This is a genomic window from Streptococcus sp. HMSC072D07 (assembly GCF_001814835.1).
GTDB lineage: Bacteria > Bacillota > Bacilli > Lactobacillales > Streptococcaceae > Streptococcus.
The window spans coordinates 62,446-84,165 of the sequence record NZ_KV818086.1 but is presented as its reverse complement, the minus strand read 5'-3'; the positions used below and the strand labels follow the sequence as shown (position 1 = coordinate 84,165).

Here is a 21,720-nt window from a genome sequence, read left to right as displayed (position 1 = left end):
TTCCACCCTTAGTGTAATGGATATCACGTAAGATTCCGGTTCTTGAGATGGGGGTTCGATTCCCTCAGGGTGGATGTAAATAGCCTATGAAAGCCTTAAATAAGGCTTTTTATTTATCCTGCCTCAAATTTGCCCCTAAAAATGAAAAGTTTGTTCTAAAAATGCTCAAATCCCCTCTAGTCCCGTTTTAAAGTGACTCAGGGGGCTTTTTTTGATATAATAAAAGAGACTGTTATCAGTTAGAAAGAGGTTGGTATGAAAGAATTACAAACTGTACTAAAGAAGCGTTTTGCAATCGAATTTGCAGATAAAAAGCTACTAGAAACTGCCTTTACTCATACGAGTTATGCCAATGAGCACCGCCTCTTAAAAATTTCACACAATGAGCGCTTGGAATTTTTAGGAGACGCTGTTCTGCAATTATTGATTTCAGAATATCTGTATAAAAAATATCCTAAGAAACCAGAGGGTGATTTGTCCAAGCTCCGTGCCATGATTGTCCGTGAGGAGAGTTTGGCTGGTTTTGCGCGTGATTGCCAGTTTGATCAGTTTATCAAGCTAGGAAAAGGGGAAGAAAAGTCTGGTGGGCGCAATCGTGACACCATTCTTGGAGATGCCTTTGAAGCCTTTTTGGGAGCATTGCTTTTGGATAAGGATGTTGCTAGAGTAAAAGAGTTTATCTATCAAGTAATGATCCCCAAGGTTGAAGCAGGTGACTTTGAAATGATTAAGGATTACAAGACACACCTGCAAGAGTTGCTCCAGGTTAATGGCGATGTGGATATTCGCTACCAGGTGACCTCTGAAACGGGACCTGCTCATGATAAGGTTTTTGATGTAGAAGTTCTGGTTGAGGGCAAGAGTATAGGAAAAGGCCAAGGCCGTTCTAAAAAATTGGCAGAGCAAGAGGCCGCAAAAAATGCAGTTGAGAAGGGGCTGGATTCATGTATTTAAAGGAGATTGAGATTCAGGGATTCAAGTCCTTTGCTGACAAGACCAAGGTCGTCTTTGACCAAGGTGTGACAGCTGTCGTTGGGCCCAATGGTTCTGGGAAGTCAAATATCACAGAAAGTCTGCGATGGGCCTTGGGGGAGTCCAGTGTCAAGAGTCTTCGTGGCGGCAAGATGCCCGACGTTATCTTTGCTGGGACCGAAAGTCGTAAGCCACTCAATTATGCCTCTGTTATCGTGACCTTGGACAATGAAGATGGCTTCATCAAGGATGCAGGGCAAGTCATTAAGGTAGAACGCCATATCTATCGTAGTGGAGATAGCGAGTATCGAATTGATGGCAAGAAAGTTCGCTTGCGTGATATTCATGACCTCTTCTTGGATACCGGTTTGGGACGGGATTCCTTCTCCATCATCTCTCAAGGGAAGGTTGAGGAGATTTTTAATTCCAAGCCAGAGGAACGCCGAGCTATTTTTGAAGAAGCTGCTGGAGTTTTAAAATACAAGACTCGTCGAAAAGAAACAGAAAGCAAACTGCAACAAACTCAGGACAATCTCGACCGCTTAGAGGACATTATCTATGAGTTGGACAATCAAATCAAGCCCCTTGCAAAACAAGCCGAGAATGCTCGCAAGTTTCTCGACTTGGATGGTCAACGCAAGGCTATTTACTTGGATGTACTGGTTGCCCAAATCAAGGAAAACAAGGCTGAACTAGAGCTGACAGAAGAAGAACTAACGCAGGTTCAGGAACTCTTGACCAGTTATTACCAAAAACGTGAAGAGTTAGAGGAAGAAAATCAAACTCTTAAAAAGAAACGCCAAGATCTCCAAGCTGAAATGGCTAAAGACCAAGGAAGCTTAATGGATTTGACTAGTTTGATCAGTGACTTAGAGCGAAAACTAGCCCTATCCAAACTGGAATCTGAGCAAGTAGCCCTTAATCAACAAGAAGCGCAAGCCCGTTTGGCGAGTCTGGAAGATAAGAGAAAGGCTCTAAGTAAGGAAAAGGCTGAAAAAGAAGCGAACTTGGAACAGTTAGAGAAAAGTCTAGCTGAAAACAACAAAGAACTCAATCATCTAGAAGCAGAATTGCTAGCTTTTTCAGATGATCCTGACCAAATGATTGAGCTCTTGCGTGAACGCTTTGTCGCTCTTTTACAAGAAGAAGCGGATGTTTCAAACCAACTGACTCGTATCGAGAATGAACTAGAGAACAGCCGTCAACTATCTCAAAAACAAGCAGACCAACTTGAGAAACTGAAAGAACAACTGGCTACAGCTAAAGAGAAGGCCAGTCAACAACAGGCTGAGCTTGAAACTGCCAAGGAGCAGGTTCAGAAATTATTGGCAGACTACCAAGCTAGTGCCAAGGAGCAAGAGGAGCAGAAAGTTTCTTACCAAGCCCAGCAGAGCCAACTCTTTGACCGTCTAGACAGTCTCAAAAACAAGCAGGCTAGAGCCCAGAGTTTGGAAAACATCCTAAGAAATCATAGTAATTTTTATGCGGGTGTTAAGAGTGTTCTTCAAGAAAAAGCCCGTCTTGGTGGGATCATTGGTGCAGTCAGTGAACATTTGACCTTTGATGTGCATTATCAAACTGCCCTAGAAATTGCGCTTGGAGCTAGCAGTCAGCATATCATTGTAGAAGATGAAAACGCGGCAACTAAGGCGATTGATTTCCTCAAACGTAATAGAGCTGGTCGTGCAACCTTTCTTCCTTTGACAACGATCAAGGCGCGTACGATTTCTAGTCAGAACCAAGATGCTATCGCTGCAAGTCCAGGATTTCTGGGAATGGCAGATGACTTGGTGTCGTTTGACAAGAGACTAGAAGCCATTTTCAAGAACTTGCTAGCCACAACGGCTATCTTTGATACTGTAGAACATGCGCGTGCCGCAGCTCGTCAAGTTCGCTATCAGGTTCGTATGGTGACACTGGATGGGACAGAGTTGCGTACAGGTGGTTCCTACGCGGGTGGTGCCAATCGTCAAAACAACAGTATTTTCATCAAGCCAGAACTGGAGCAATTACAAAAAGAAATTGCTGAAGAAGAAGCTGACTTGCGGTCAGAAGAAGCGAGTTTGAAGACCTTGCAAGATGAGATGGCGGTATTGACTGAAAGATTAGAAGCTATCAAGTCTCAGGGTGAGCAAGCTCGTATTCAGGAGCAAGGCTTGTATCTTGCTTATCAACAAACCAATCAGCAGGTCGAAGAACTGGAAACGCTTTGGAAACTTCAAGAAGAGGAATTAAATCGCCTATCTGAAGGAGATTGGCAAGCGGACAAGGAAAAATGCCAAGAGCGCCTCGCTACTATCGCCAGTGAAAAGCAAAATCTGGAAGCTGAGATTGAAGAGATTAAGTCTAACAAAAACGCTATTCAAGAACGTTATCAAAACTTGCAGGAACAGATTTCTCAAGCGCGCTTGCTTAAGTCAGAACTGCAAGGACAAAAGCGGTATGAAGTGACTGATATTGAACGCTTAGGTAAGGAATTAGATAACCTCAATCTTGAACAAGAAGAAATCCAGCGTCTCCTCCAAGAAAAGGTTGATAATCTTGAGAAGGTTGATACGGATCTGCTAAGTCAGCAGGCGGAAGAGGCCAAAAATCAGAAAACAAACCTCCAACAAGGTCTGATTCGCAAGCAGTTTGAATTGGATGATATCGAGGGTCAACTGGATGATATTGCCAGCCATTTGGACCAGGCTCGTCAGCAGAATGAGGAGTGGATTCGCAAACAAACACGTGCTGAAGCTAAGAAAGAAAAGGTCAGCGAACGCTTGCGCTATCTACAAGCTCAATTAACAGACCAGTACCAGATCAGCTACACTGAAGCTCTAGAAAAGGCTCATGAACTGGAAAATCTCAATCTGGCAGAGCAAGAGGTTAAGGATTTAGAGAAGGCTATTCGCTCGCTGGGGCCTGTCAACTTAGACGCTATTGACCAGTACGAAGAAGTTCACAACCGTCTGGACTTCCTCAATAGTCAACGAGATGATATTTTGTCTGCGAAAAACCTACTCCTTGAGACCATCACAGAGATGAATGATGAGGTTAAGGAGCGCTTCAAATCAACCTTTGAGGCTATTCGTGAGTCCTTTAAAGTGACCTTTAGACAGATGTTTGGCGGTGGTCAGGCAGACTTGATATTGACTGAGGGCGATCTTTTAACAGCTGGTGTGGAGATTTCTGTTCAACCACCAGGTAAGAAAATCCAATCTCTCAACCTCATGAGTGGTGGTGAAAAAGCCCTATCTGCTCTGGCTCTGCTATTCTCAATCATCCGAGTTAAGACCATTCCTTTCGTCATCTTGGACGAGGTAGAGGCGGCGCTGGACGAAGCCAATGTTAAACGCTTTGGGGACTATCTCAACCGCTTTGACAAGGATAGTCAGTTTATCGTCGTAACCCACCGTAAGGGGACGATGGCGGCGGCGGACTCTATCTATGGAGTTACCATGCAAGAATCAGGTGTTTCTAAGATTGTTTCGGTTAAGTTAAAAGATATGGAAGAAACAATAGACTAGTTACCAAATGATAGCATCTCTTATGAGGTGCTATTTTTTTAAACTAAAGTGCTAAATTTTCTCTTACGGTCAGTTCAGGTGCAAAAAACAACATTTGGGATTTCCTCTTAGCGAAAAGACTTTCTCTATGATATAATAGTTTCATGATTACAACAGTACCTATTAAGAACGAAAAAGATATTGCAGTACCAGGGAAAACAGTCCTTGTACTAGGTTATTTTGATGGTATCCACAAGGGACATCAGAAACTCTTTGAAGTGGCCAGCAAGGCTTCGATGAAGGATTATCTGCCAGTTGTCGTGATGACCTTTACAGAATCGCCAAAACTTGCCTTACAACCTTACCAACCTGAACTCATGCTTCACATCGTCAATCATGAGGAACGAGAGCACAAGATGAAGTGGCACGGAGTAGAGGCTCTTTTCTTACTTGACTTTAGTAGCAAATTTGCCAATCTAACCGGTCAAGAATTCTTTGATACCTATGTTCGAGCTTTAAAACCAGCGATTATTGTAGCAGGATTTGACTATACCTTTGGCTCAGATAAGAAAGCTGCGGATGACCTGAAGGACTATTTTGATGGAGAGATCATCATTGTTCCTCCAGTTGAGGATGAAAAGGGCAAGATTAGTTCTACACGGATTCGTCAGGCTATTCTTGATGGAGATGTAAAGGAAGTCAATCATCTGCTCGGCACACCGCTCCCATCTCGTGGGATGGTCGTTCATGGAAATGCTCGTGGGCGGACTATTGGTTATCCAACAGCCAATCTGGTCCTAAGAGACCGAACTTACATGCCAGCGGACGGTGTTTACGTAGTCGATATCGAAGTGCAACGTCAGAGATATCGTGGAATGGCGAGCGTTGGCAAAAATGTTACCTTTGATGGAGAAGAACCACGTTTTGAAGTCAATATTTTCGACTTTTCAGACGATATTTACGGTGAGACAGTCATGGTCTACTGGCTGGATCGTATCCGCGATATGGTCAAATTTGACTCCATCGACGAGCTCGTAGACCAACTCCAGAAAGACGAAGAAATTGCTCGGAACTGGAAGGATGGAGAATCTGTCATTCAAGGGTCTCAGGTATAGAAAATGTCTGAAAAAGCTACTAGGAGGATTAGTTTTTTTTAGTAGTTTTGAAAGTGTGATATAATGCACTTTCAGTCCTCTTAGTTACCTATTTTAGTAACTATTTATGTCCAAATTATAGACGAGGCTTTATTATGCAAACGCAAGAAGAAATGAATATTTTGGTACCGGAAAAATTAGCAGAAATTGAGCGTGATTATGGTGTTAGAGTTTTATGGGCTATTGAGTCTGGTAGTCGTGCTTGGGGTTTTGAGTCTCCCGATAGTGACTTTGATGTACGATTTATCTACAAACACAAGCAAGATTTTTATCTCCGTTTGAATGAACAGCGTGATGTTATCGAGCTACCAATTGACGATACTTGGGATGTGAGTGGTTGGGATTTAGACAAGACTTTAAAACTCCTTTATAAGTCAAATCCTACACTGTTTGAATGGTTACAGTCACCAATTGTCTATCAACAAACGGATTTTATCGAGCGCATGCGTCCTCTTGCCAACCAGTATTTTTCTGAGAAGAAAATGCTCCACCATTACTTGAACACTGCTAGAACTCAAATGAATAAGTATCTTTCAGGAGACAAGGTCAAACCTAAAAAGTATTTCTATGCGCTGCGTCCTATTTTGGCCTGTCGTTGGATTGAAAAATACCATTCAGTCCCTCCAATTTTGTTTGATGATTTGGTCAAAGAATTACTTCCGTCTCAAATGCAGGAGCATGTTTCAAGATTGCTAGGCATTAAGATAATTGGGCCTGAAGGTATGGAAATTGATCCGATAATGCCAATTCAAGATTATATTTTAGCTAATATCCAAGAGCTAGATGCATACGTTCAAAGTGTTAGTGAGGAAAAGAAAGACTGGAGAGCTCTAAATCAATTTTTCCTTGAAGAATTAGAGCACGACTGAGGTTTTTTATGGGTAAATGGACATGTAAATGTGGGCAAGCTATGAATGATCACCGAGCGCCCGATCCAAATGCTTATTCAGTTTATTCAGATGAGTTGTTTGAAGAAATCATAAATAAAGCTGACGACCATAATAAAATTTCTTATGATGATATTTCTGAAGCGTCATTTTATATGTGGAAGTGCCCTGAGTGTGGCAGTTTCATGGTTTTTGGCGAAGAGGGGGATGGAGATCACTTTACTTTTTATGAGCGCCAAGAAGTAGAAAAGGTAGAGCCTCTCTTTGATCCAGATCAAGAGTTAAATCTTGTTGTGGTTGAGTTTCAGGAGGGAGGGAATGGTTATACTTATATCTGTGATGACCCAAATATCCATATAGGACACGCTGTTATTGTCCCAGTCGGGAAGGAAAATACTGAAAAAAATGCTTTAGTTGTACAGAAGTATCATGCCCTACCAAAGGATATCACTTTTCCTGTTGAAAAGTTAAAACGTGTCATTCGTAGGTATTCACATTTTGACCCACACACTTCGAAAAACGTTTGTAGAAATATAATAAAGCTAGGAAGAATTCTTGATGCTTGCTCCCAAAACGCTAACCCCAACTCTCAGCAAACATATTATAGTATCAAAACTCCTTTAGGATATTTCTGGTTAGAATTAAATGGAGTTCCAATTCCAATGAAAATCACACAGATTCAAGTCAGCGATAAAAAGTACCAAGTTGATAGCGCCCTTTATATAAAACCTTCAGAGATTAACTGTAGAAGATTCTATGAACTGGAATTATGTGCAGATTTTGATATTGATGCTTCTAGATGGATTGATGTTCTCTCTGATGAAAACGTTTGGGGAAATACTTGGGAACTAAATGGTCTTCAATTTGGTATTACTGCAGGGGAGTCTCCAGAATTTGAAGACGAAGTTGTAGCGAGAAAGTATAGTCGTGTCCCACTTTATTATGACTGGCACCCTGAATTTGAAGATTATTATGGTTTCAGTTTAGCTTGGAAAAAATACGAGTCTGATAGCGATTTGTCAATAGATTTCTATACAACATAAGATGCAGGAGAAAATGTATGAATCAAACATGGGATTTATTGTTTGAGGGCAAGATTAATGAGGCTAAAAAGTTAGTTGAAGCTGATTTTTTATTGGAAACTTGCACAGATTTTAGTTTGTTAAATTTGATGGGGTATATTTATCTCGAAGAGCAAGAATACAACGAGTGCTTAAGTATCTATCAGCGTTACATTGACTTAGCACGAACTAAAAGTGACCCAGAAAATGAACATATAGGCTATCATCAGTTAGCCATGGTTTATCGTGAAATGAATGAATTTCAAACGGCCCTTTTCTATATCGAAAGAGAGCAAAAAGTCATTGAAGAAGCTTTTACAGAGGATACCCTCAAATCTTCTGTTAACAATTATGAGCAAGGTTATTTACGATTAAAGCTAGGAAAAGTAGCAGAAGCATTCATGTATATGGAACAGTCCTTAAAACAAGCTTTGCAAACAGATGATTTGATTGCCCAAGCTTGTGCCTATAGAGGTTTAGGAGAGATTGGTTCGATACAAAATCCTGAAGAATCACATGAAAATTTTTTACAAGCTATCGTTCTTTTTGAAAAGGCAGGCGATCAGATTGGTGCTCAAGAGGTTAGAAAATTGCTAAATAATAAAAAGTAGCCTGAAAAGGCTACTTTTTATTAAAAAACGCGATAGACATAAGGATTTTCTGGTTTATCTACTTTTGTGAAACTCTCAACCTCTAGTGTTGGGAGTTTTTGTTTGAGTTCTTTATGGTAGTGGAGTGTCAGGGTTCCCCTAGCAGTAATCCAGGTATTGTCAGGATACTGCCGTGAGTTTCCCTTGGTCAAGAGCCCATATACACCAGAGTCTGCGATACAGTGGATGATTCCAAAGCGAAAGAGGAACTGGCTATCTGGATGGCTAGGATCATTATAGACAAAGCCTGTAAACTCGATTTGCTTTCCTTCAAACTCTTGTGGATAGTCATAGAGAACTTCCATGACTTCCATATAGTTTTCGTCTGTGACTTGAATGGTTGGCTGGGAGAGGTATTTATCAGCTGTAGTCCGCATTTCCTTTTCATAAGCAGACTTGGAAAAATAGGTACTGGTATCGGGTTTGAGGTATTGACTGGATGTTCCTTCGCTTGCCTGAATAGCAGTATCAATTCCCTCACCAAGTGGGAAATGATAACCTTTGGCAGATACAGTTCTCGAGTCCAAACTTACGGTAGGAAAGGCAACTCCAATTAACAGAGGTAGCGACAGTAAAAAGAAGCTGATTCGTCTAGCTCGACGACTTTCTAAATGGCTGTGAGAATTGATTTTCTTGATCCAGATATAGAATTGGACCAGAGCCAATAGAAGAGAAAGGAGCATGGAAATATAGAGTAGATAGGAATAGTGGAGGTTAATGTAGTGACTGAGCTTGCCAGAAAGCTGCAGATACAGAGTTAGGGAAAAATAACCCAGTAAAATGAAAAATCGGGTCATATCATCACTCCCATCATGTAAGAATAAAGCAAGACAAGAACTGTCACAATGCCCATGAATTGCCAGATGAAACGCGCTTTGAGATAGTGCTTCATCATGAGGAGATTTTTGATATCAAGCATGGGGCCAATGACCAAAAAAGCAAGGACTGGTGCTAGGCCGAAGCTCGAGAGGAGAGAAGCGCCGATAAAGGCGTCCGCCTCGCTACAAAGAGAGAGAAGAAAGGCAAGAAACATGAGCAAGAGAATCGCAAGGACTGGACTAGCACTGATAGAGGTCAGGATCCGAGTCGGGACATATACCTGTACGATGGCCGCAAAGAGACAGCCAAAGACCAAGTAACGCCCCATATCGAAAAACTCATCAATAGCTTGAATAAAGACCTGAAAGACTTTTCTAGGAGGAGTCAAGTGTGAAAAGTCATGTTCATGACAAGTAATAGAATTCTCTTTTTGAATGGGTTCCTTCCAGAAAAATCCTAGGAAAATACCAAGCACCAAAGCAATCACAATGGCTCCCAGGGCTCGCAAGAAGGCAAGTTTTATTGAATTGCCAAAGGCAGAATATGTGGCGAAAAGAACGATAGGATTGATGATGGGAGCAGTCACCAGAAAGGGAACTGCCGTGTAGCTGGGCACTTTCTTTTCCAGAAAACGATTGATAATCGGAACGATTCCACACTCGCAGGATGGAAAGAGAAAGCCAATGAAGGTACCAAAAAAGATCCTCCCCCAACGATTGCGAGGGAGAAACTCATAAACTTTATCAGGTGTGATATAGACCTCAATCAATCCCGAAATCAGACTCCCAATCAGGACAAAAGGAAGGGCTTCAATCATGATGGAGAGAAAAATAGCTCCCGCTTGTAATACACTAGGAGGAAGAGATTGGAAAACAGTCATCTATTTTTTCTTCTCAACTTTTTCTTTTTTGTTTTTGTCATCTGGGAAAGTGACTTGTGTTAAGTCAGGAAGTTTGGCGAATTCTTCAAACATCTTGTCCAAATCATCCGTTTTTGTAAATTTAACAGCCATAGGCCTACCTCTTTTCTACATTCTACCTCTATTATACTATTATTTTGTGGAAAAGGGATTATTTTGATAATCAAAGATGCAAAAACAGGTAAGGCAAAACAAGAGCTGTTCCTTATGGTATAATAGATTTATGGATAAAAAATATGAAAAAATTTCCCAAGATTTGGGTGTAACCTTAAAGCAAATCGATACTGTTCTAAGTTTGACGGCAGAAGGGGCGACGATTCCCTTCATCGCGCGTTATCGGAAGGACATGACTGGTAGTCTGGATGAGGTGGCGATTAAGGCCATTATTGATCTGGATAAAAGTCTGACAAATCTCAACGATCGTAAAGAAGCTGTCTTAGCTAAGATTCAAGAACAAGGCAAACTAACCAAGGAATTGGAAGAAGCTATCCTGGCAGCTGAGAAATTAGCAGACGTAGAAGAACTCTATCTTCCTTATAAGGAAAAACGTCGAACCAAGGCAACTATTGCCCGAGAAGCTGGACTCTTTCCTCTCGCCCGCTTGATCTTGCAGAATGTAGATGGCTTAGAGAAAGAAGCTGAGAACTTTGTCTGTGAAGGATTTGCGACTGGTCAAGAAACCTTGGCTGGGGCGGTTGATATCTTGGTCGAAGCCTTATCTGAAGATGTGACCTTGCGTTCACTGACCTATCAGGAAGTGTTGAGACACTCTAAAATCACTTCGCAAGTCAAAGATGAAAGTCTTGATGAAAAACAAGTTTTTCAGATATATTACGATTTTTCCGAGACAGTTGGAAATATGCAGGGCTATCGTACCTTGGCTCTCAATCGTGGGGAGAAACTAGGGATTTTGAAGGTCGGCTTTGAACATGCGACGGACCGTATCTTATCTTTCTTTGCTGCCCGTTTCAAGGTGAAAAATGCCTATATAGATGAAGTTGTTCAACAGTCAGTTAAGAAAAAGGTCTTGCCTGCTATCGAACGACGCATTCGGACAGAATTAACTGAAAAGGCAGAAGAAGGAGCTATCCAACTCTTTTCTGACAATCTGCGCAATCTTCTCTTGGTTGCTCCGCTGAAAGGGCGCGTGGTTCTAGGCTTTGACCCTGCTTTTCGTACAGGTGCCAAACTTGCTGTCGTTGATGCAACAGGGAAAATGCTGACGACACAGGTTATTTATCCTGTCAAACCAGCATCAGCTCGTCAAATCGAAGAAGCCAAGCGAGACTTAGCCGACTTGATTGGCCAGTATGGCGTGGAAATTATTGCTATCGGAAATGGAACGGCTAGTCGTGAAAGTGAAGCCTTTGTGGCGGAAGTTCTGAAAGATTTTCCAGAAGTCAGCTATGTTATCGTCAATGAAAGTGGTGCTTCAGTCTATTCTGCTAGTGAACTAGCTCGTCAGGAGTTTCCAGACTTGACCGTTGAAAAGCGCTCTGCTATCTCAATCGCCCGTCGCTTGCAAGATCCTCTTGCTGAATTGGTCAAAATTGATCCCAAGTCAATCGGTGTCGGGCAATACCAGCACGATGTCAGTCAGAAGAAACTGTCTGAAAGTCTGGACTTTGTCGTCGATACCGTAGTCAACCAAGTTGGTGTCAATGTCAATACAGCTAGCCCAGCACTTCTCTCCCACGTAGCTGGACTCAATAAAACTATTTCTGAAAATATTGTCAAATACCGTGAGGAAGAAGGGAAAATCACTTCACGCGCACAAATCAAAAATGTTCCTCGTTTAGGTGCCAAAGCCTTTGAGCAAGCTGCAGGTTTCCTCCGTATTCCGGAAAGTAGCAATATTCTTGATAATACTGGAGTTCACCCAGAAAACTATGCTGCGGTTAAGGAACTCTTCAAACGCTTGGATATCAAGGACTTGAATGAAGAAGCTCAAAGCAAACTCAAGTCCCTTTCAGTCAAAGAAATGGCGCAAGAACTAGAACTTGGTCCAGAAACCCTTAAAGATATCATTGCTGATCTTCTCAAACCAGGTCGAGATTTCCGTGATTCCTTTGACGCACCTGTGCTTCGTCAAGATGTCTTGGATATCAAGGATTTAAAAGTCGGCCAGAAACTGGAAGGTGTGGTGCGGAATGTCGTTGACTTCGGTGCCTTCGTTGATATCGGGATTCACGAGGACGGCTTGATTCATATTTCCCATATGAGTCGTAAATTTATCAAACATCCCAGCCAAGTGGTATCAGTCGGAGATTTGGTAACGGTTTGGGTCAAGAAAATCGATACCGAACGTGAAAAAGTCAATCTGTCGCTCTTAGCTCCAGATGAAACTGACTGAGTACGTTCAGTCTGTTTCCCTCGAAGACTTTGGTAGACCTTTTACCCACCAAGCCCAGTGGAATTCTCGTCTGCGAACGACAGGTGGACGATTTTTCCCCAAGGATGGGCATTTGGACTTTAATCCCAAGGTTTATAATGAACTAGGTTTGGAAGTCTTTCGCAAAATCGTGCGCCATGAACTCTGTCACTATCACCTTTATTTTCAGAAAAAGGGTTATCGACATAGGGACCGAGATTTCAAGGAACTTTTGAAAGAAGTGGATGGACTGCGCTTTGTCCCACCTCAGAAAGACCAAAGTACCTACCTAGTTTATCAGTGTCAATCCTGTCAGCAAACTTATCAGCGCAAGCGTAGGATTGATACCAAACGCTATCGTTGTGGCGTCTGCCGTGGTAAACTCGTCATCTTAAATCGGCCTAAGGACTGATGTTTGTGAACCCGTTTCATGCTATACTACTTGTAAGAATACCGAAAGAGGAACAAATCATGAATAACAAATTTTATAAAATGAAACGAAATAGTAAGGTGTCGGGAGTTTTAGCTGGTCTATCAGATAAGTGGAATTTTGATGTAACTTTAGTCCGCTTTCTTTTTGCCATTTTTACCATATCAAATTTTGGGATTGGCGTGATTATCTACATCATCCTAGCCTCTATCCTGCCAACTAAGGAAGAGATTGAAGCAGAAATGTATGGAACAGGACCACGCAAACGCAAGGAAGCCGAGGCCATTGATGAAAATGATGGCTGGTTTTGGTGAGTTGGATTTTGAAATAGTTTACAGAAACTTTCCTTATTTTTCAAAGAAGTCAGAAAAAGAAGCGAACCCTTAACCCTTGCATCCGCAAGGGTTTTCTTCTTGTATTTCATTTGTGGTAAAATATTGATAGCGAAATTGCTTGATATTCTTCTATCTTACAAAAATGTAAGATTAAAGTCTCTTTTGTAAGGTTAGGTTATGGCAGGCTACCTTTTTTTGCGATAAACTAGACTCATAAAGAACAAAGGAGCAAAACCATGAAAAGAATTTCACAAAAGAAAAGAAGAAAACCAAGTCAAAAAGATATCGAGCGTGTTCAACTGGGATGCGCTATGATGCAAGCACAGTTTCAATTAATGGGATATTAAGAAGGAGAAAATCATGACACTTTTAGATGTAAAACACGTTCAAAAAATCTATAAAACACGTTTCCAAGGCAACCAAGTAGAAGCACTCAAAGACATTCACTTTACAGTAGAAAAGGGTGACTACGTTGCCATCATGGGTGAGTCTGGTTCAGGAAAGTCAACCCTGCTCAACATCCTAGCTATGCTGGATAAACCAACTCGCGGGCAGGTTTACCTGAATGGAACCGACACAGCCACTATTAAAAATTCACAGGCTTCGAGTTTCCGTCGTGAGAAGTTGGGATTTGTTTTCCAAGACTTTAACTTACTAGATACCCTGTCTGTTAAGGATAATATCTTGCTTCCGCTAGTTTTATCTCGAAAACCCATCACGGAGATGATGAAGAAATTGGTAGTGACAGCTGAAAATTTGGGTATCAACCAATTGCAAGAGAAGTATCCTTACGAGATCTCTGGTGGTCAAAAACAGCGGGTAGCAGTAGCACGCGCCATCATCACCGAACCTGAAATTCTCCTTGCCGATGAGCCAACAGGAGCTCTTGACTCCAAGTCATCTGCAGCCTTACTCGATGTATTTGATGAAATCAATGAACGCGGCCAAACCATTCTTATGGTAACCCACTCAACGGCAGCAGCAAGTAGGGCCAAGCGCGTTCTCTTTATCAAGGACGGAATCCTCTATAACCAAATCTACCGTGGAGACAAGACAGAACGTCAAATGTTCCAGGAAATCTCTGATACCTTGACAGTCATGGCGAGCGAGGTGAATTAGTATGTTTCGATTGACTAATAAGTTAGCGGTATCGAACTTAATCAAAAACCGCAAACTCTACTATCCCTTTGCTTTAGCAGTTCTCTTAGCTGTGACCATCACTTATCTCTTTTACTCATTGACACTTAATCCTAATATTGGCAAGATTCGAGGGGGAGAGACTATCTCCATGACGCTTGGTCTTGGTATGGTGATTGTCACTATTGCCTCGGCTATCATCGTCTTTTATGCAAATAGTTTCGTCATGAAAAACCGTTCCAAAGAACTAGGGATTTATGGCATGTTAGGATTAGAAAAACGCCATTTGATCAGCATGGTCTTTAAGGAGCTTCTTATATTTGGCTCTCTAACCTTGACAGCTGGACTTGGCTTAGGAGCTCTCTTTGATAAGCTCATCTTTGCTCTGCTTCTGAAGCTAATGAATATGAAGGTGGAGCTCGTAGCGACCTTCCAACCAAGTGTCTTTATCCTAGTTACCCTTATTTTTGGAGCTATCTTCCTAGGTCTAATTTTTATCAATGCCTTTCGCATCGCACGCATGAATGCCCTTCAACTCTCTCGTGAAAAGGCCAGTGGTGAGAAAAAAGGACGTTTCTTAGGCCTTCAAACCATTCTAGGTCTGATTAGTTTGGGAGCGGGTTACTACCTAGCAGTAACAGTTGAAAATCCACTTTCTGCTGTTCTGATTTTCTTCGTAGCAGTCTTGTTGGTAATTTTGGGAACTTATCTTCTCTTCAATGCAGGGATTACAGTTTTCTTACAAATCTTAAAGAAAAACAAGACTTACTATTACCAACCCAACAACATGATTTCCGTATCTAATCTCATTTTCCGTATGAAGAAAAATGCGGTTGGTCTGGCGACGATTGCTATTCTCTCAACCATGGTCTTAGTGACTATGTCTGCTGCAACAAGTATCTTTAAGGCATCAGAAAACTTCAAGAAGGTCATGAATCCACATGATTTTGGGATTACAGGACAGAATGTTGAAAAAGAAGATATCGAAAAACTCTTGAGCCAGTATGCTAGTGAAAAAGGATTGACTGTCACAAAGAAAGAAGTCCTAACATACAGTAACTTTGGTGTGGCAAATCAAGAAGGTACGAAATTGACAATCTTTGATAAAGGTCAAAATCGTGTTCAACCGAAAACTATTTTTATGGTCTTTGACCAAAAAGACTATGAGAATATGACAGGACAGAAACTTGCACTTTCAGGTAAAGAAGTTGGATTGTTTGCTCAAAACAAGGAACTTCAAGGGCAGAAAGAACTGACTCTGAATAACCAGACCTACACGATCAAAGAAGAAATCAAAAAAGATTTTATTCTTGAACATGTCCCAAATCAGTACAATATTCTAACTTCGGACTATAACTATTTGGTTGTTCCTGACTTACAAGCCTTTCTTGAACAGCATCCTAACTCTTCTATCTTTAATCAATACTATGGTGGTATGAATGTAACGGCTAGTGAGGACGAGCAGCTTAAAATTGCAGATGACTATTCAAAATTCGTCAACAACTTTAATAGAGAATTAAACAAAGAAGGAAGCTATGTTTACGGAAGCAATCTGGCTGATAGCAGTGCGCAGATGAGTGCTCTCTTTGGTGGAGTCTTCTTCATCGGTATCTTCCTCTCTATCATCTTTATGGTGGGAACAGTTCTTGTTATCTACTACAAACAAATCTCTGAAGGCTATGAAGACCGTGAACGCTTTATCATTTTGCAAAAAGTCGGTCTCGATCAAAAGCAAATCAAGCAAACGATTAACAAACAGGTCCTAACTGTTTTCTTCCTCCCATTGCTCTTTGCCTTCCTACACCTTGCCTTTGCCTATCATATGCTTAGCCTCATCCTAAAAGTCATTGGTGTGCTAGATGCGACCATGATGTTGACTGTCACTTTATCCATCTGTGCGATCTTCCTCGTTGTCTATGTCTTAATCTTTATGATTACCTCAAGAAGCTATCGCAAGATTGTGCAAATGTAAAAAAGATACCTCGATGTTTATCGAGGTATTTCTTTATCTTAAATGCTGAAGAGTTGTCCAAGCAGGTAAGTCACTCCCATGGTGAGAAGTCCGATACAGAGGTTACGGATCATGGCAGTTTTCGTAGGTGCCTTGCCTAGTTTAGCACTGGTATAGCCAGTGACGAGAAGGGAAAGGGCAACGATAAAAACAGTAGCAGGAATGCGATAATCACTTGGAAAGACAGTGATCGAAAGCATAGGAGGAAGACTTCCCAGTACAAAGGCGATAAAGCTAGAGATGGCAGCATGCCAAGGATTGGTAAATTCTTCGTACTCGATACCGTATTTTTCCTCGACCAAGGCTTTGAGTGGATTTTTTAAAAAGGCCTTGTTGGTCAAGAGTTGGGCGGACGTTTCACACTCACCATTTTGAAGGTAAGCAGCATAGAGAGATTGTTTTGCAGATTCGATATCCTTATCCAAGAGCAACTGTTCTCTAGCGACAGCGGCTTCTTCCGTGTCTTTCTGAGTCGATACAGAGACATATTCGCCACCTGCCATAGAAAAAGCACCAGCGAGGATAGCGGCCAATCCTGATAGAAAGATAATCCAGATATTGCTTGTCGCACTGGCAACACCGATAACGACTCCAGCGATGGAAATAATCCCATCATTGGCTCCCAGAACACCTGCGCGTAGGATATTGAGTCGGCCTGCAAAGTTTGCATCAATTTCATGTTTCATTTCTGTCATAGTCATCTCCTTTCTCTCCATTATAGAGAAAAGAGTAGGGGAATACAAACTTTTTAAACTATCTGAAAAAAGTTCTACGATTCTAATTTTTATGCCCTTTGAAGTTTCTCCGAAAAAGTAGTGCTATCCTACTGTACTGGACCTTTTTAAACTTATCTATGGTATAATAGAAGATAGATTTATCAATTGGAGAATGAAGGATTTTATGATTAAACTTGTAGCAACCGATATGGATGGAACCTTTCTAGATGGAGAGGGTCGGTTTGATATGGAACGCCTCAAAAACGTACTTGTTTCCTACAAGGAAAAGGGGATTTATTTTGCAGTGGCTTCAGGTCGCGGTATCTTGTCCCTGAAAAAGTTGTTTGCGGATGTGCGTGATGAAGTGATTTTTATAGCTGAAAATGGGAGCTATGTTGAGTTTCATGGTGAGAATATGTACGAGGCTACTATGTCTCGGGATTTTTACTTGAGCACTTTTGAAGCTTTAAAGAAATCGCCCTATTTTGATGAAAGTAAAATGCTCTTGACTGGGAAAAAAGCTTGTTATGTTTTGGAAACAGTGGATGAGACCTATCTGATGTTTAGCCGTCACTACAATGAAAACATTCAAAAAGTAGCGAGTTTGGAAGATATCTCAGATGAGATTTTTAAATTCACTACGAACTTTACTGAAGAAACGATAGAAGCTGGAGAGGCCTGGGTCAACGAAAATGTTTCTGGTGTGAAAGCCATGACAACTGGTTTTGAATCCATCGATATTGTCTTGGACTACGTTGATAAGGGTGTGGCTATTGTTGAGTTAGCCAAAAAACTTGGTCTGACCATGGATCAGGTTATGGCTTTTGGCGATAATCTCAATGACCTTCATATGATGCAGGTTGTGGGGCATCCAATCGCCCCTGAAAATGCGCGACCAGAGATTTTAGGATTAGCAGAGACAGTGATTGGCCACCATAAGGACCAATCAGTGATGACTTATATGGAGGGCTTGTAATGGCAGATATTAAATTGATTGCACTCGATTTAGATGGAACCTTGCTGACAACGGATAAAAAACTGACAGATCGAACTAAGAAAGTCCTCAAAGCTGCGCGTGATCGTGGCATCAAGGTCGTTCTGACAACAGGTCGTCCTTTGAAGGCTATGGATTTCTTTCTCCATGAGCTAGGGACTGATGGTCAGGAGGACGAGTACACCATCACCTTTAATGGTGGTCTGGTACAGAAAAATACTGGAGAGATTCTCGATAAAACCGTCTTTTCAATCGATGATGTGGCACGTTTGTACGAGGAAACTGAAAAACTCGGACTTCCGTTAGATGCCATTTCAGAAGGAACAGTCTATCAAATCCAGTCTGACCAAGAAAGTCTCTATGCCAAGTTCAACCCAGCCTTGACTTTCGTACCTGTCGCTTTTGAGGATCTATCTAGTCAGATGACGTATAATAAATGTGTGACTGCCTTTGCCCAAGAACCTTTGGATGCAGCGATTCAACAGATTTCTCCAGAATTATTTGACCAATATGAAATCTTTAAATCGCGTGAACTCTTATTGGAATGGTCGCCGAAAAACGTCCACAAGGCAACAGGTTTAGCGAAATTAATTAAACATTTAGGAATTGATCAAAGTCAAGTTATGGCTTGTGGGGACGAGGCCAATGACCTTTCCATGATTGAGTGGGCAGGTCTGGGAGTTGCCATGCAAAATGCAGTTCCAGCAGTTAAGGAAGTTGCTAATGTCGTTACCCCCATGACCAACGACGAGGAAGCCGTTGCTTGGGCTATCGAAGAATACGTGCTAAAGGAGAATTAGAAGATGGGATTATTTGACCGTTTATTCGGGAAAAAAGAAGAGCCGAAAATCGAAGATATTGTAAAAGAAGCTTTGGAAAATCTTGATTTGTCAGAAGAGGTTGAAGAAACCCAAACGGCAGTCGAAGAAACTTCTCAGGAAGAGCCAACAAGAGAAAAAGTGGAAGAAACACCTGCTCAAGAAGAAATTCCTCAGATCTCGACAGAAGAAGTTATTGAACCAGAAGCAGTCGAAGAAACTGCTCAGGAAGAGATTGAGCTAGAAGTTGATGAGACAGAGCAAAGCCAAGAGCCTGAAGAATTTTTCGAAGAAGAGAGCCAAGAATCTCTAGAAAGTGACGAAGAGCCAGCTTTTGAAGTAGAAGAAGAATATCCACAAGTTGAAGAAACGGTTCAGGAAAAATATGACCGCAGTCTCAAGAAAACGCGTACGGGATTCGGAGCACGCTTGAATGCCTTCTTTGCCAACTTCCGTTCTGTCGATGAAGACTTTTTTGAGGAATTAGAAGAACTGCTCATCATGAGTGACGTCGGTGTGCAAGTCGCTTCGAACCTAACAGAAGAGCTTCGCTATGAAGCCAAATTAGAAAATGCTAAGAAACCTGACGCACTCCGCCGTGTCATTATCGAGAAATTGGTTGAGCTCTACGAAAAGGATGGCAATTACAATGAACAAATCCATTTCCAAGATGGTTTGACAGTTATGCTCTTTGTTGGTGTTAACGGTGTTGGGAAAACAACTTCTATTGGGAAATTAGCTCATCGCTACAAACAAGCTGGTAAGAAAGTTATGCTGGTTGCTGCGGATACCTTCCGTGCTGGTGCCGTTGCCCAGCTAGCAGAATGGGGACGTCGTGTGGATGTTCCTGTTGTAACGGGGCCTGAAAAAGCGGATCCAGCAAGTGTGGTCTTTGATGGGATGGAACGTGCCGTAGCAGAAGGAATTGATATTCTCATGATTGATACAGCAGGTCGTCTGCAAAACAAGGAAAACCTTATGGCCGAGTTGGAAAAGATTGGTCGCATCATCAAGCGTGTGCTTCCAGAAGCACCACATGAAACCTTCCTAGCACTCGATGCTTCAACTGGACAAAACGCCTTGGTACAGGCTAAAGAATTTTCGAAAATTACCCCTGTGACAGGAATTGTATTGACTAAGATTGATGGAACTGCCCGTGGTGGTGTTGTTCTGGCAATTCGAGAAGAACTCAATATCCCTGTAAAATTGATTGGTTTCGGTGAGAAAATCGATGATATTGGTGAGTTCAACTCTGAAAACTTTATGAAAGGTCTCTTAGAAGGCTTGATTTAATACAAAATAAATATCCTGCAAGTCAATCTTGCAGGATATTTTTGCTATTCTAAACGGCCATCTTCACGATAGGCGATATCTGGTTGCCAGGTCCATTTAGCTCCGAACTTCTCTAGTAAGTCAAAGCTAGCTTGTGGTCCCATGCTTCCAGCTTTATAATCGTGGAGCGGAGCTCCGTTTTCAGCCCAAAGCTCTTCGATACGATCAATCAATTTCCAAGAAGCACTTACCTCATCCCAGTGGCTAAAGTTGGTTGAGTTGTTGTTCAAGACATCGTAGATTAATTTCTCGTAAGGATCTGGTGAGGCTCCAGTAGCAGTAGCATCTGTACGGTAATCTAAAGAGCTTGGCGCCAGGTTAAATTCTTCACCTACTTGTTTACCATTGAGGCTGAGAGAGAATCCTTCAGTTGGTTGGATATAGATGGTCAAAATATTTGGTGCTAGAGGCTCTCCAAAAATTGAATCCATTTGCTTAAAGACAATATTGACATGCGTTCCCTTTTCAGTCATTCGTTTACCTGTACGGAAGAAGAATGGAACACCACGGAAACGGTCACTTTCAACAAAGAAGGCACCTGAAGCAAAGGTTTCTGTCATGGATTCTGGGTTGACATTTGGTTCGCTACGGTATGAAATATATTTCATGCCATCAACTTTACCAGAACGATATTGACCACGGATGAAGTGCTCTTTCAGTTCTTCCTCAGTTGGATGATAGAGGTTTTTAAAGACCTTTATCTTTTCAGCACGAATCTCATCCTTTGTAAAGCTAGCTGGTTTGTCCATGGCTAGAAGAGAGAGGAGTTGGAGAGTATGGTTTTGCACCATATCACGAAGGGCACCAGATTGATCATAGTAGCCACCGCGTTCTTCAACACCCAAGCGTTCCGCAAAGGTAATTTGAATATTATCAATGTGCTCACGGTTCCAAACATTCTCAAAGATCATGTTGGCAAAACGAACAGCAAAGATACTCTGAATCATCTCTTTACCTAGGTAATGGTCGATACGATAGATTTGCTCTTCATCAAAGGCTGCAAGGAGATCTTCATTGAGTTTGCTAGCTGTTTCGTAGTCTGTACCAAATGGTTTCTCAACGATCAAGCGCTCAAAACCTTTGCCATCAACAATGTTTTCAGATTTGAGGTGCTTGGCAATAGTTCCAAAGAACTGAGGTGCCATAGACAAGAAGAAGAGCTTGTTGTGTTCAGCTTGGTATTTTTCATTGAGCTCAGCTTGTAACTGGCGCAAAGCAATGTAATGTTCCGTATCATTCACATCATGGCTTTGATAGTAGAAGTGGCTAGCAAATTCTTGAGCTTGCTCGGTACTATCTGCCAAATCAAGGATGGACTCGACAACTACAGATTCAAAATATTCCTTACTCCAAGGTCTACGAGCTGTTCCGATAACAGCAAAATGCTCAGAGAGATTGCCTGATTTATAGAGTCTGAAAAGGGAAGGGTAGAGTTTGCGTTTAGCTAAATCTCCACTCGCACCGAAAATTGTAACAATAACCTTTGATGACATCTAGCTACCTAATTTCTATATTTTTTCCTAGTTGGACTAGGGATGAGATTTCCTCATTATCATAGTTTTTATTTTATCATAATTTTCAAAAAAAACAAAAAATCCAATACGCAATTAAAAAAGTGTAAGG

The 21,720-nt window shown here is 41.6% G+C and carries 19 protein-coding genes and 1 tRNA gene; 15 read left to right on the top strand and 5 right to left on the bottom strand.

The window, feature by feature from the left end:
• Positions 1 to 2 precede the first annotated feature (2 nt).
• The 7 genes from HMPREF2991_RS09645 (at position 3) to HMPREF2991_RS09615 (ending at position 8,176) form a co-directional block, all read left to right on the top strand.
• Positions 3 to 74: transfer RNA gene (locus HMPREF2991_RS09645), tRNA-Arg, on the top strand.
• 181 nt (positions 75 to 255) lie between these two features.
• A complete protein-coding gene (rnc, locus tag HMPREF2991_RS09640) occupies positions 256 to 954 on the top strand; it encodes a ribonuclease III (protein WP_070567509.1) in 699 nt (232 codons plus the stop codon).
• A complete protein-coding gene (gene smc, locus HMPREF2991_RS09635) occupies positions 945 to 4,484 on the top strand; it encodes a chromosome segregation protein SMC (protein WP_070683942.1) in 3,540 nt (1,179 codons plus the stop codon). Before rnc ends, smc begins: the two co-directional genes overlap by 10 nt.
• 143 nt (positions 4,485 to 4,627) lie before the next feature.
• On the top strand, positions 4,628 to 5,578 hold the full coding sequence (locus HMPREF2991_RS09630) for a bifunctional riboflavin kinase/FAD synthetase (RefSeq protein WP_070567505.1): 951 nt from the start codon (positions 4,628 to 4,630) through the stop codon (positions 5,576 to 5,578).
• A gap of 134 nt (positions 5,579 to 5,712) precedes the next feature.
• Positions 5,713 to 6,486 (top strand): nucleotidyltransferase domain-containing protein, encoded by a 774-nt coding sequence (locus HMPREF2991_RS09625; RefSeq protein WP_070567503.1) that lies wholly within the window; start codon positions 5,713 to 5,715, stop codon positions 6,484 to 6,486.
• Between the two features lie 8 nt (positions 6,487 to 6,494).
• Entirely contained in the window at positions 6,495 to 7,547 is a 1,053-nt protein-coding gene (locus HMPREF2991_RS09620) for a hypothetical protein (protein ID WP_070567501.1), read from the top strand.
• Positions 7,548 to 7,564: 17 nt separating this feature from the next.
• The gene (locus tag HMPREF2991_RS09615) at positions 7,565 to 8,176 is read left to right on the top strand and encodes a tetratricopeptide repeat protein (protein ID WP_070567499.1); all 612 of its coding nucleotides are present in this window, start codon (positions 7,565 to 7,567) and stop codon (positions 8,174 to 8,176) included.
• A gap of 20 nt (positions 8,177 to 8,196) precedes the next feature.
• Here the strand turns inward: HMPREF2991_RS09615 and HMPREF2991_RS09610 are convergent, their stop codons facing one another.
• The 3 genes from HMPREF2991_RS09610 to HMPREF2991_RS11345 are packed head-to-tail and all read right to left on the bottom strand — an operon-like array spanning position 8,197 to position 10,046.
• Complete coding sequence (locus HMPREF2991_RS09610) at positions 8,197 to 9,012, bottom strand: TIGR03943 family putative permease subunit (protein ID WP_070567497.1); 816 nt, start codon at positions 9,010 to 9,012, stop codon at positions 8,197 to 8,199.
• The gene (locus HMPREF2991_RS09605) at positions 9,009 to 9,914 is read right to left on the bottom strand and encodes a permease (RefSeq protein WP_070567495.1); all 906 of its coding nucleotides are present in this window, start codon (positions 9,912 to 9,914) and stop codon (positions 9,009 to 9,011) included. The genes HMPREF2991_RS09610 and HMPREF2991_RS09605 overlap by 4 nt, the downstream gene beginning before the upstream one ends.
• A complete protein-coding gene (locus tag HMPREF2991_RS11345) occupies positions 9,915 to 10,046 on the bottom strand; it encodes an SPJ_0845 family protein (RefSeq protein WP_000268697.1) in 132 nt (43 codons plus the stop codon). It abuts the gene before it with no gap.
• A gap of 130 nt (positions 10,047 to 10,176) precedes the next feature.
• Between HMPREF2991_RS11345 and HMPREF2991_RS09595 the strand changes: the two genes are divergently transcribed.
• The 5 genes from HMPREF2991_RS09595 to HMPREF2991_RS09575 all read left to right on the top strand — a co-directional run bounded on the left by HMPREF2991_RS09595 (position 10,177) and on the right by HMPREF2991_RS09575 (position 16,198).
• The gene (locus HMPREF2991_RS09595) at positions 10,177 to 12,306 is read left to right on the top strand and encodes a Tex family protein (protein WP_070567493.1); all 2,130 of its coding nucleotides are present in this window, start codon (positions 10,177 to 10,179) and stop codon (positions 12,304 to 12,306) included.
• Positions 12,293 to 12,736: a SprT family protein gene (locus tag HMPREF2991_RS09590; protein WP_070567491.1), complete on the top strand. Its 444-nt coding sequence runs from the start codon at positions 12,293 to 12,295 to the stop codon at positions 12,734 to 12,736. The genes HMPREF2991_RS09595 and HMPREF2991_RS09590 overlap by 14 nt, the downstream gene beginning before the upstream one ends.
• Positions 12,737 to 12,795: 59 nt before the next feature.
• Positions 12,796 to 13,068: a PspC domain-containing protein gene (locus HMPREF2991_RS09585; RefSeq protein ID WP_070567489.1), complete on the top strand. Its 273-nt coding sequence runs from the start codon at positions 12,796 to 12,798 to the stop codon at positions 13,066 to 13,068.
• A 381-nt stretch (positions 13,069 to 13,449) separates the two neighbouring features.
• The gene (locus tag HMPREF2991_RS09580) at positions 13,450 to 14,208 is read left to right on the top strand and encodes an ABC transporter ATP-binding protein (RefSeq protein WP_000173369.1); all 759 of its coding nucleotides are present in this window, start codon (positions 13,450 to 13,452) and stop codon (positions 14,206 to 14,208) included.
• 1 nt (position 14,209) lies between these two features.
• Positions 14,210 to 16,198, top strand: coding sequence for an FtsX-like permease family protein (locus HMPREF2991_RS09575; RefSeq protein WP_070683939.1), 1,989 nt, complete (start codon positions 14,210 to 14,212; stop codon positions 16,196 to 16,198).
• A 38-nt stretch (positions 16,199 to 16,236) separates the two neighbouring features.
• Here HMPREF2991_RS09575 and HMPREF2991_RS09570 read toward each other — a convergent pair whose 3' ends face one another.
• On the bottom strand, positions 16,237 to 16,932 hold the full coding sequence (locus tag HMPREF2991_RS09570; protein WP_049505873.1) for a VIT1/CCC1 transporter family protein: 696 nt from the start codon (positions 16,930 to 16,932) through the stop codon (positions 16,237 to 16,239).
• Positions 16,933 to 17,137: 205 nt separating this feature from the next.
• Between HMPREF2991_RS09570 and HMPREF2991_RS09565 the strand changes: the two genes are divergently transcribed.
• The 3 genes from HMPREF2991_RS09565 to ftsY are packed head-to-tail and all read left to right on the top strand — an operon-like array spanning position 17,138 to position 20,058.
• On the top strand, positions 17,138 to 17,929 hold the full coding sequence (locus HMPREF2991_RS09565; protein WP_070684043.1) for a Cof-type HAD-IIB family hydrolase: 792 nt from the start codon (positions 17,138 to 17,140) through the stop codon (positions 17,927 to 17,929).
• Complete coding sequence (locus tag HMPREF2991_RS09560) at positions 17,929 to 18,747, top strand: Cof-type HAD-IIB family hydrolase (protein WP_070567483.1); 819 nt, start codon at positions 17,929 to 17,931, stop codon at positions 18,745 to 18,747. The genes HMPREF2991_RS09565 and HMPREF2991_RS09560 overlap by 1 nt, the downstream gene beginning before the upstream one ends.
• A 3-nt stretch (positions 18,748 to 18,750) precedes the next feature.
• Positions 18,751 to 20,058: a signal recognition particle-docking protein FtsY gene (ftsY, locus tag HMPREF2991_RS09555; RefSeq protein ID WP_070567481.1), complete on the top strand. Its 1,308-nt coding sequence runs from the start codon at positions 18,751 to 18,753 to the stop codon at positions 20,056 to 20,058.
• 44 nt (positions 20,059 to 20,102) lie between these two features.
• Here the strand turns inward: ftsY and zwf are convergent, their stop codons facing one another.
• On the bottom strand, positions 20,103 to 21,590 hold the full coding sequence (gene zwf, locus HMPREF2991_RS09550; RefSeq protein WP_070567479.1) for a glucose-6-phosphate dehydrogenase: 1,488 nt from the start codon (positions 21,588 to 21,590) through the stop codon (positions 20,103 to 20,105).
• Positions 21,591 to 21,720 lie beyond the last annotated feature (130 nt).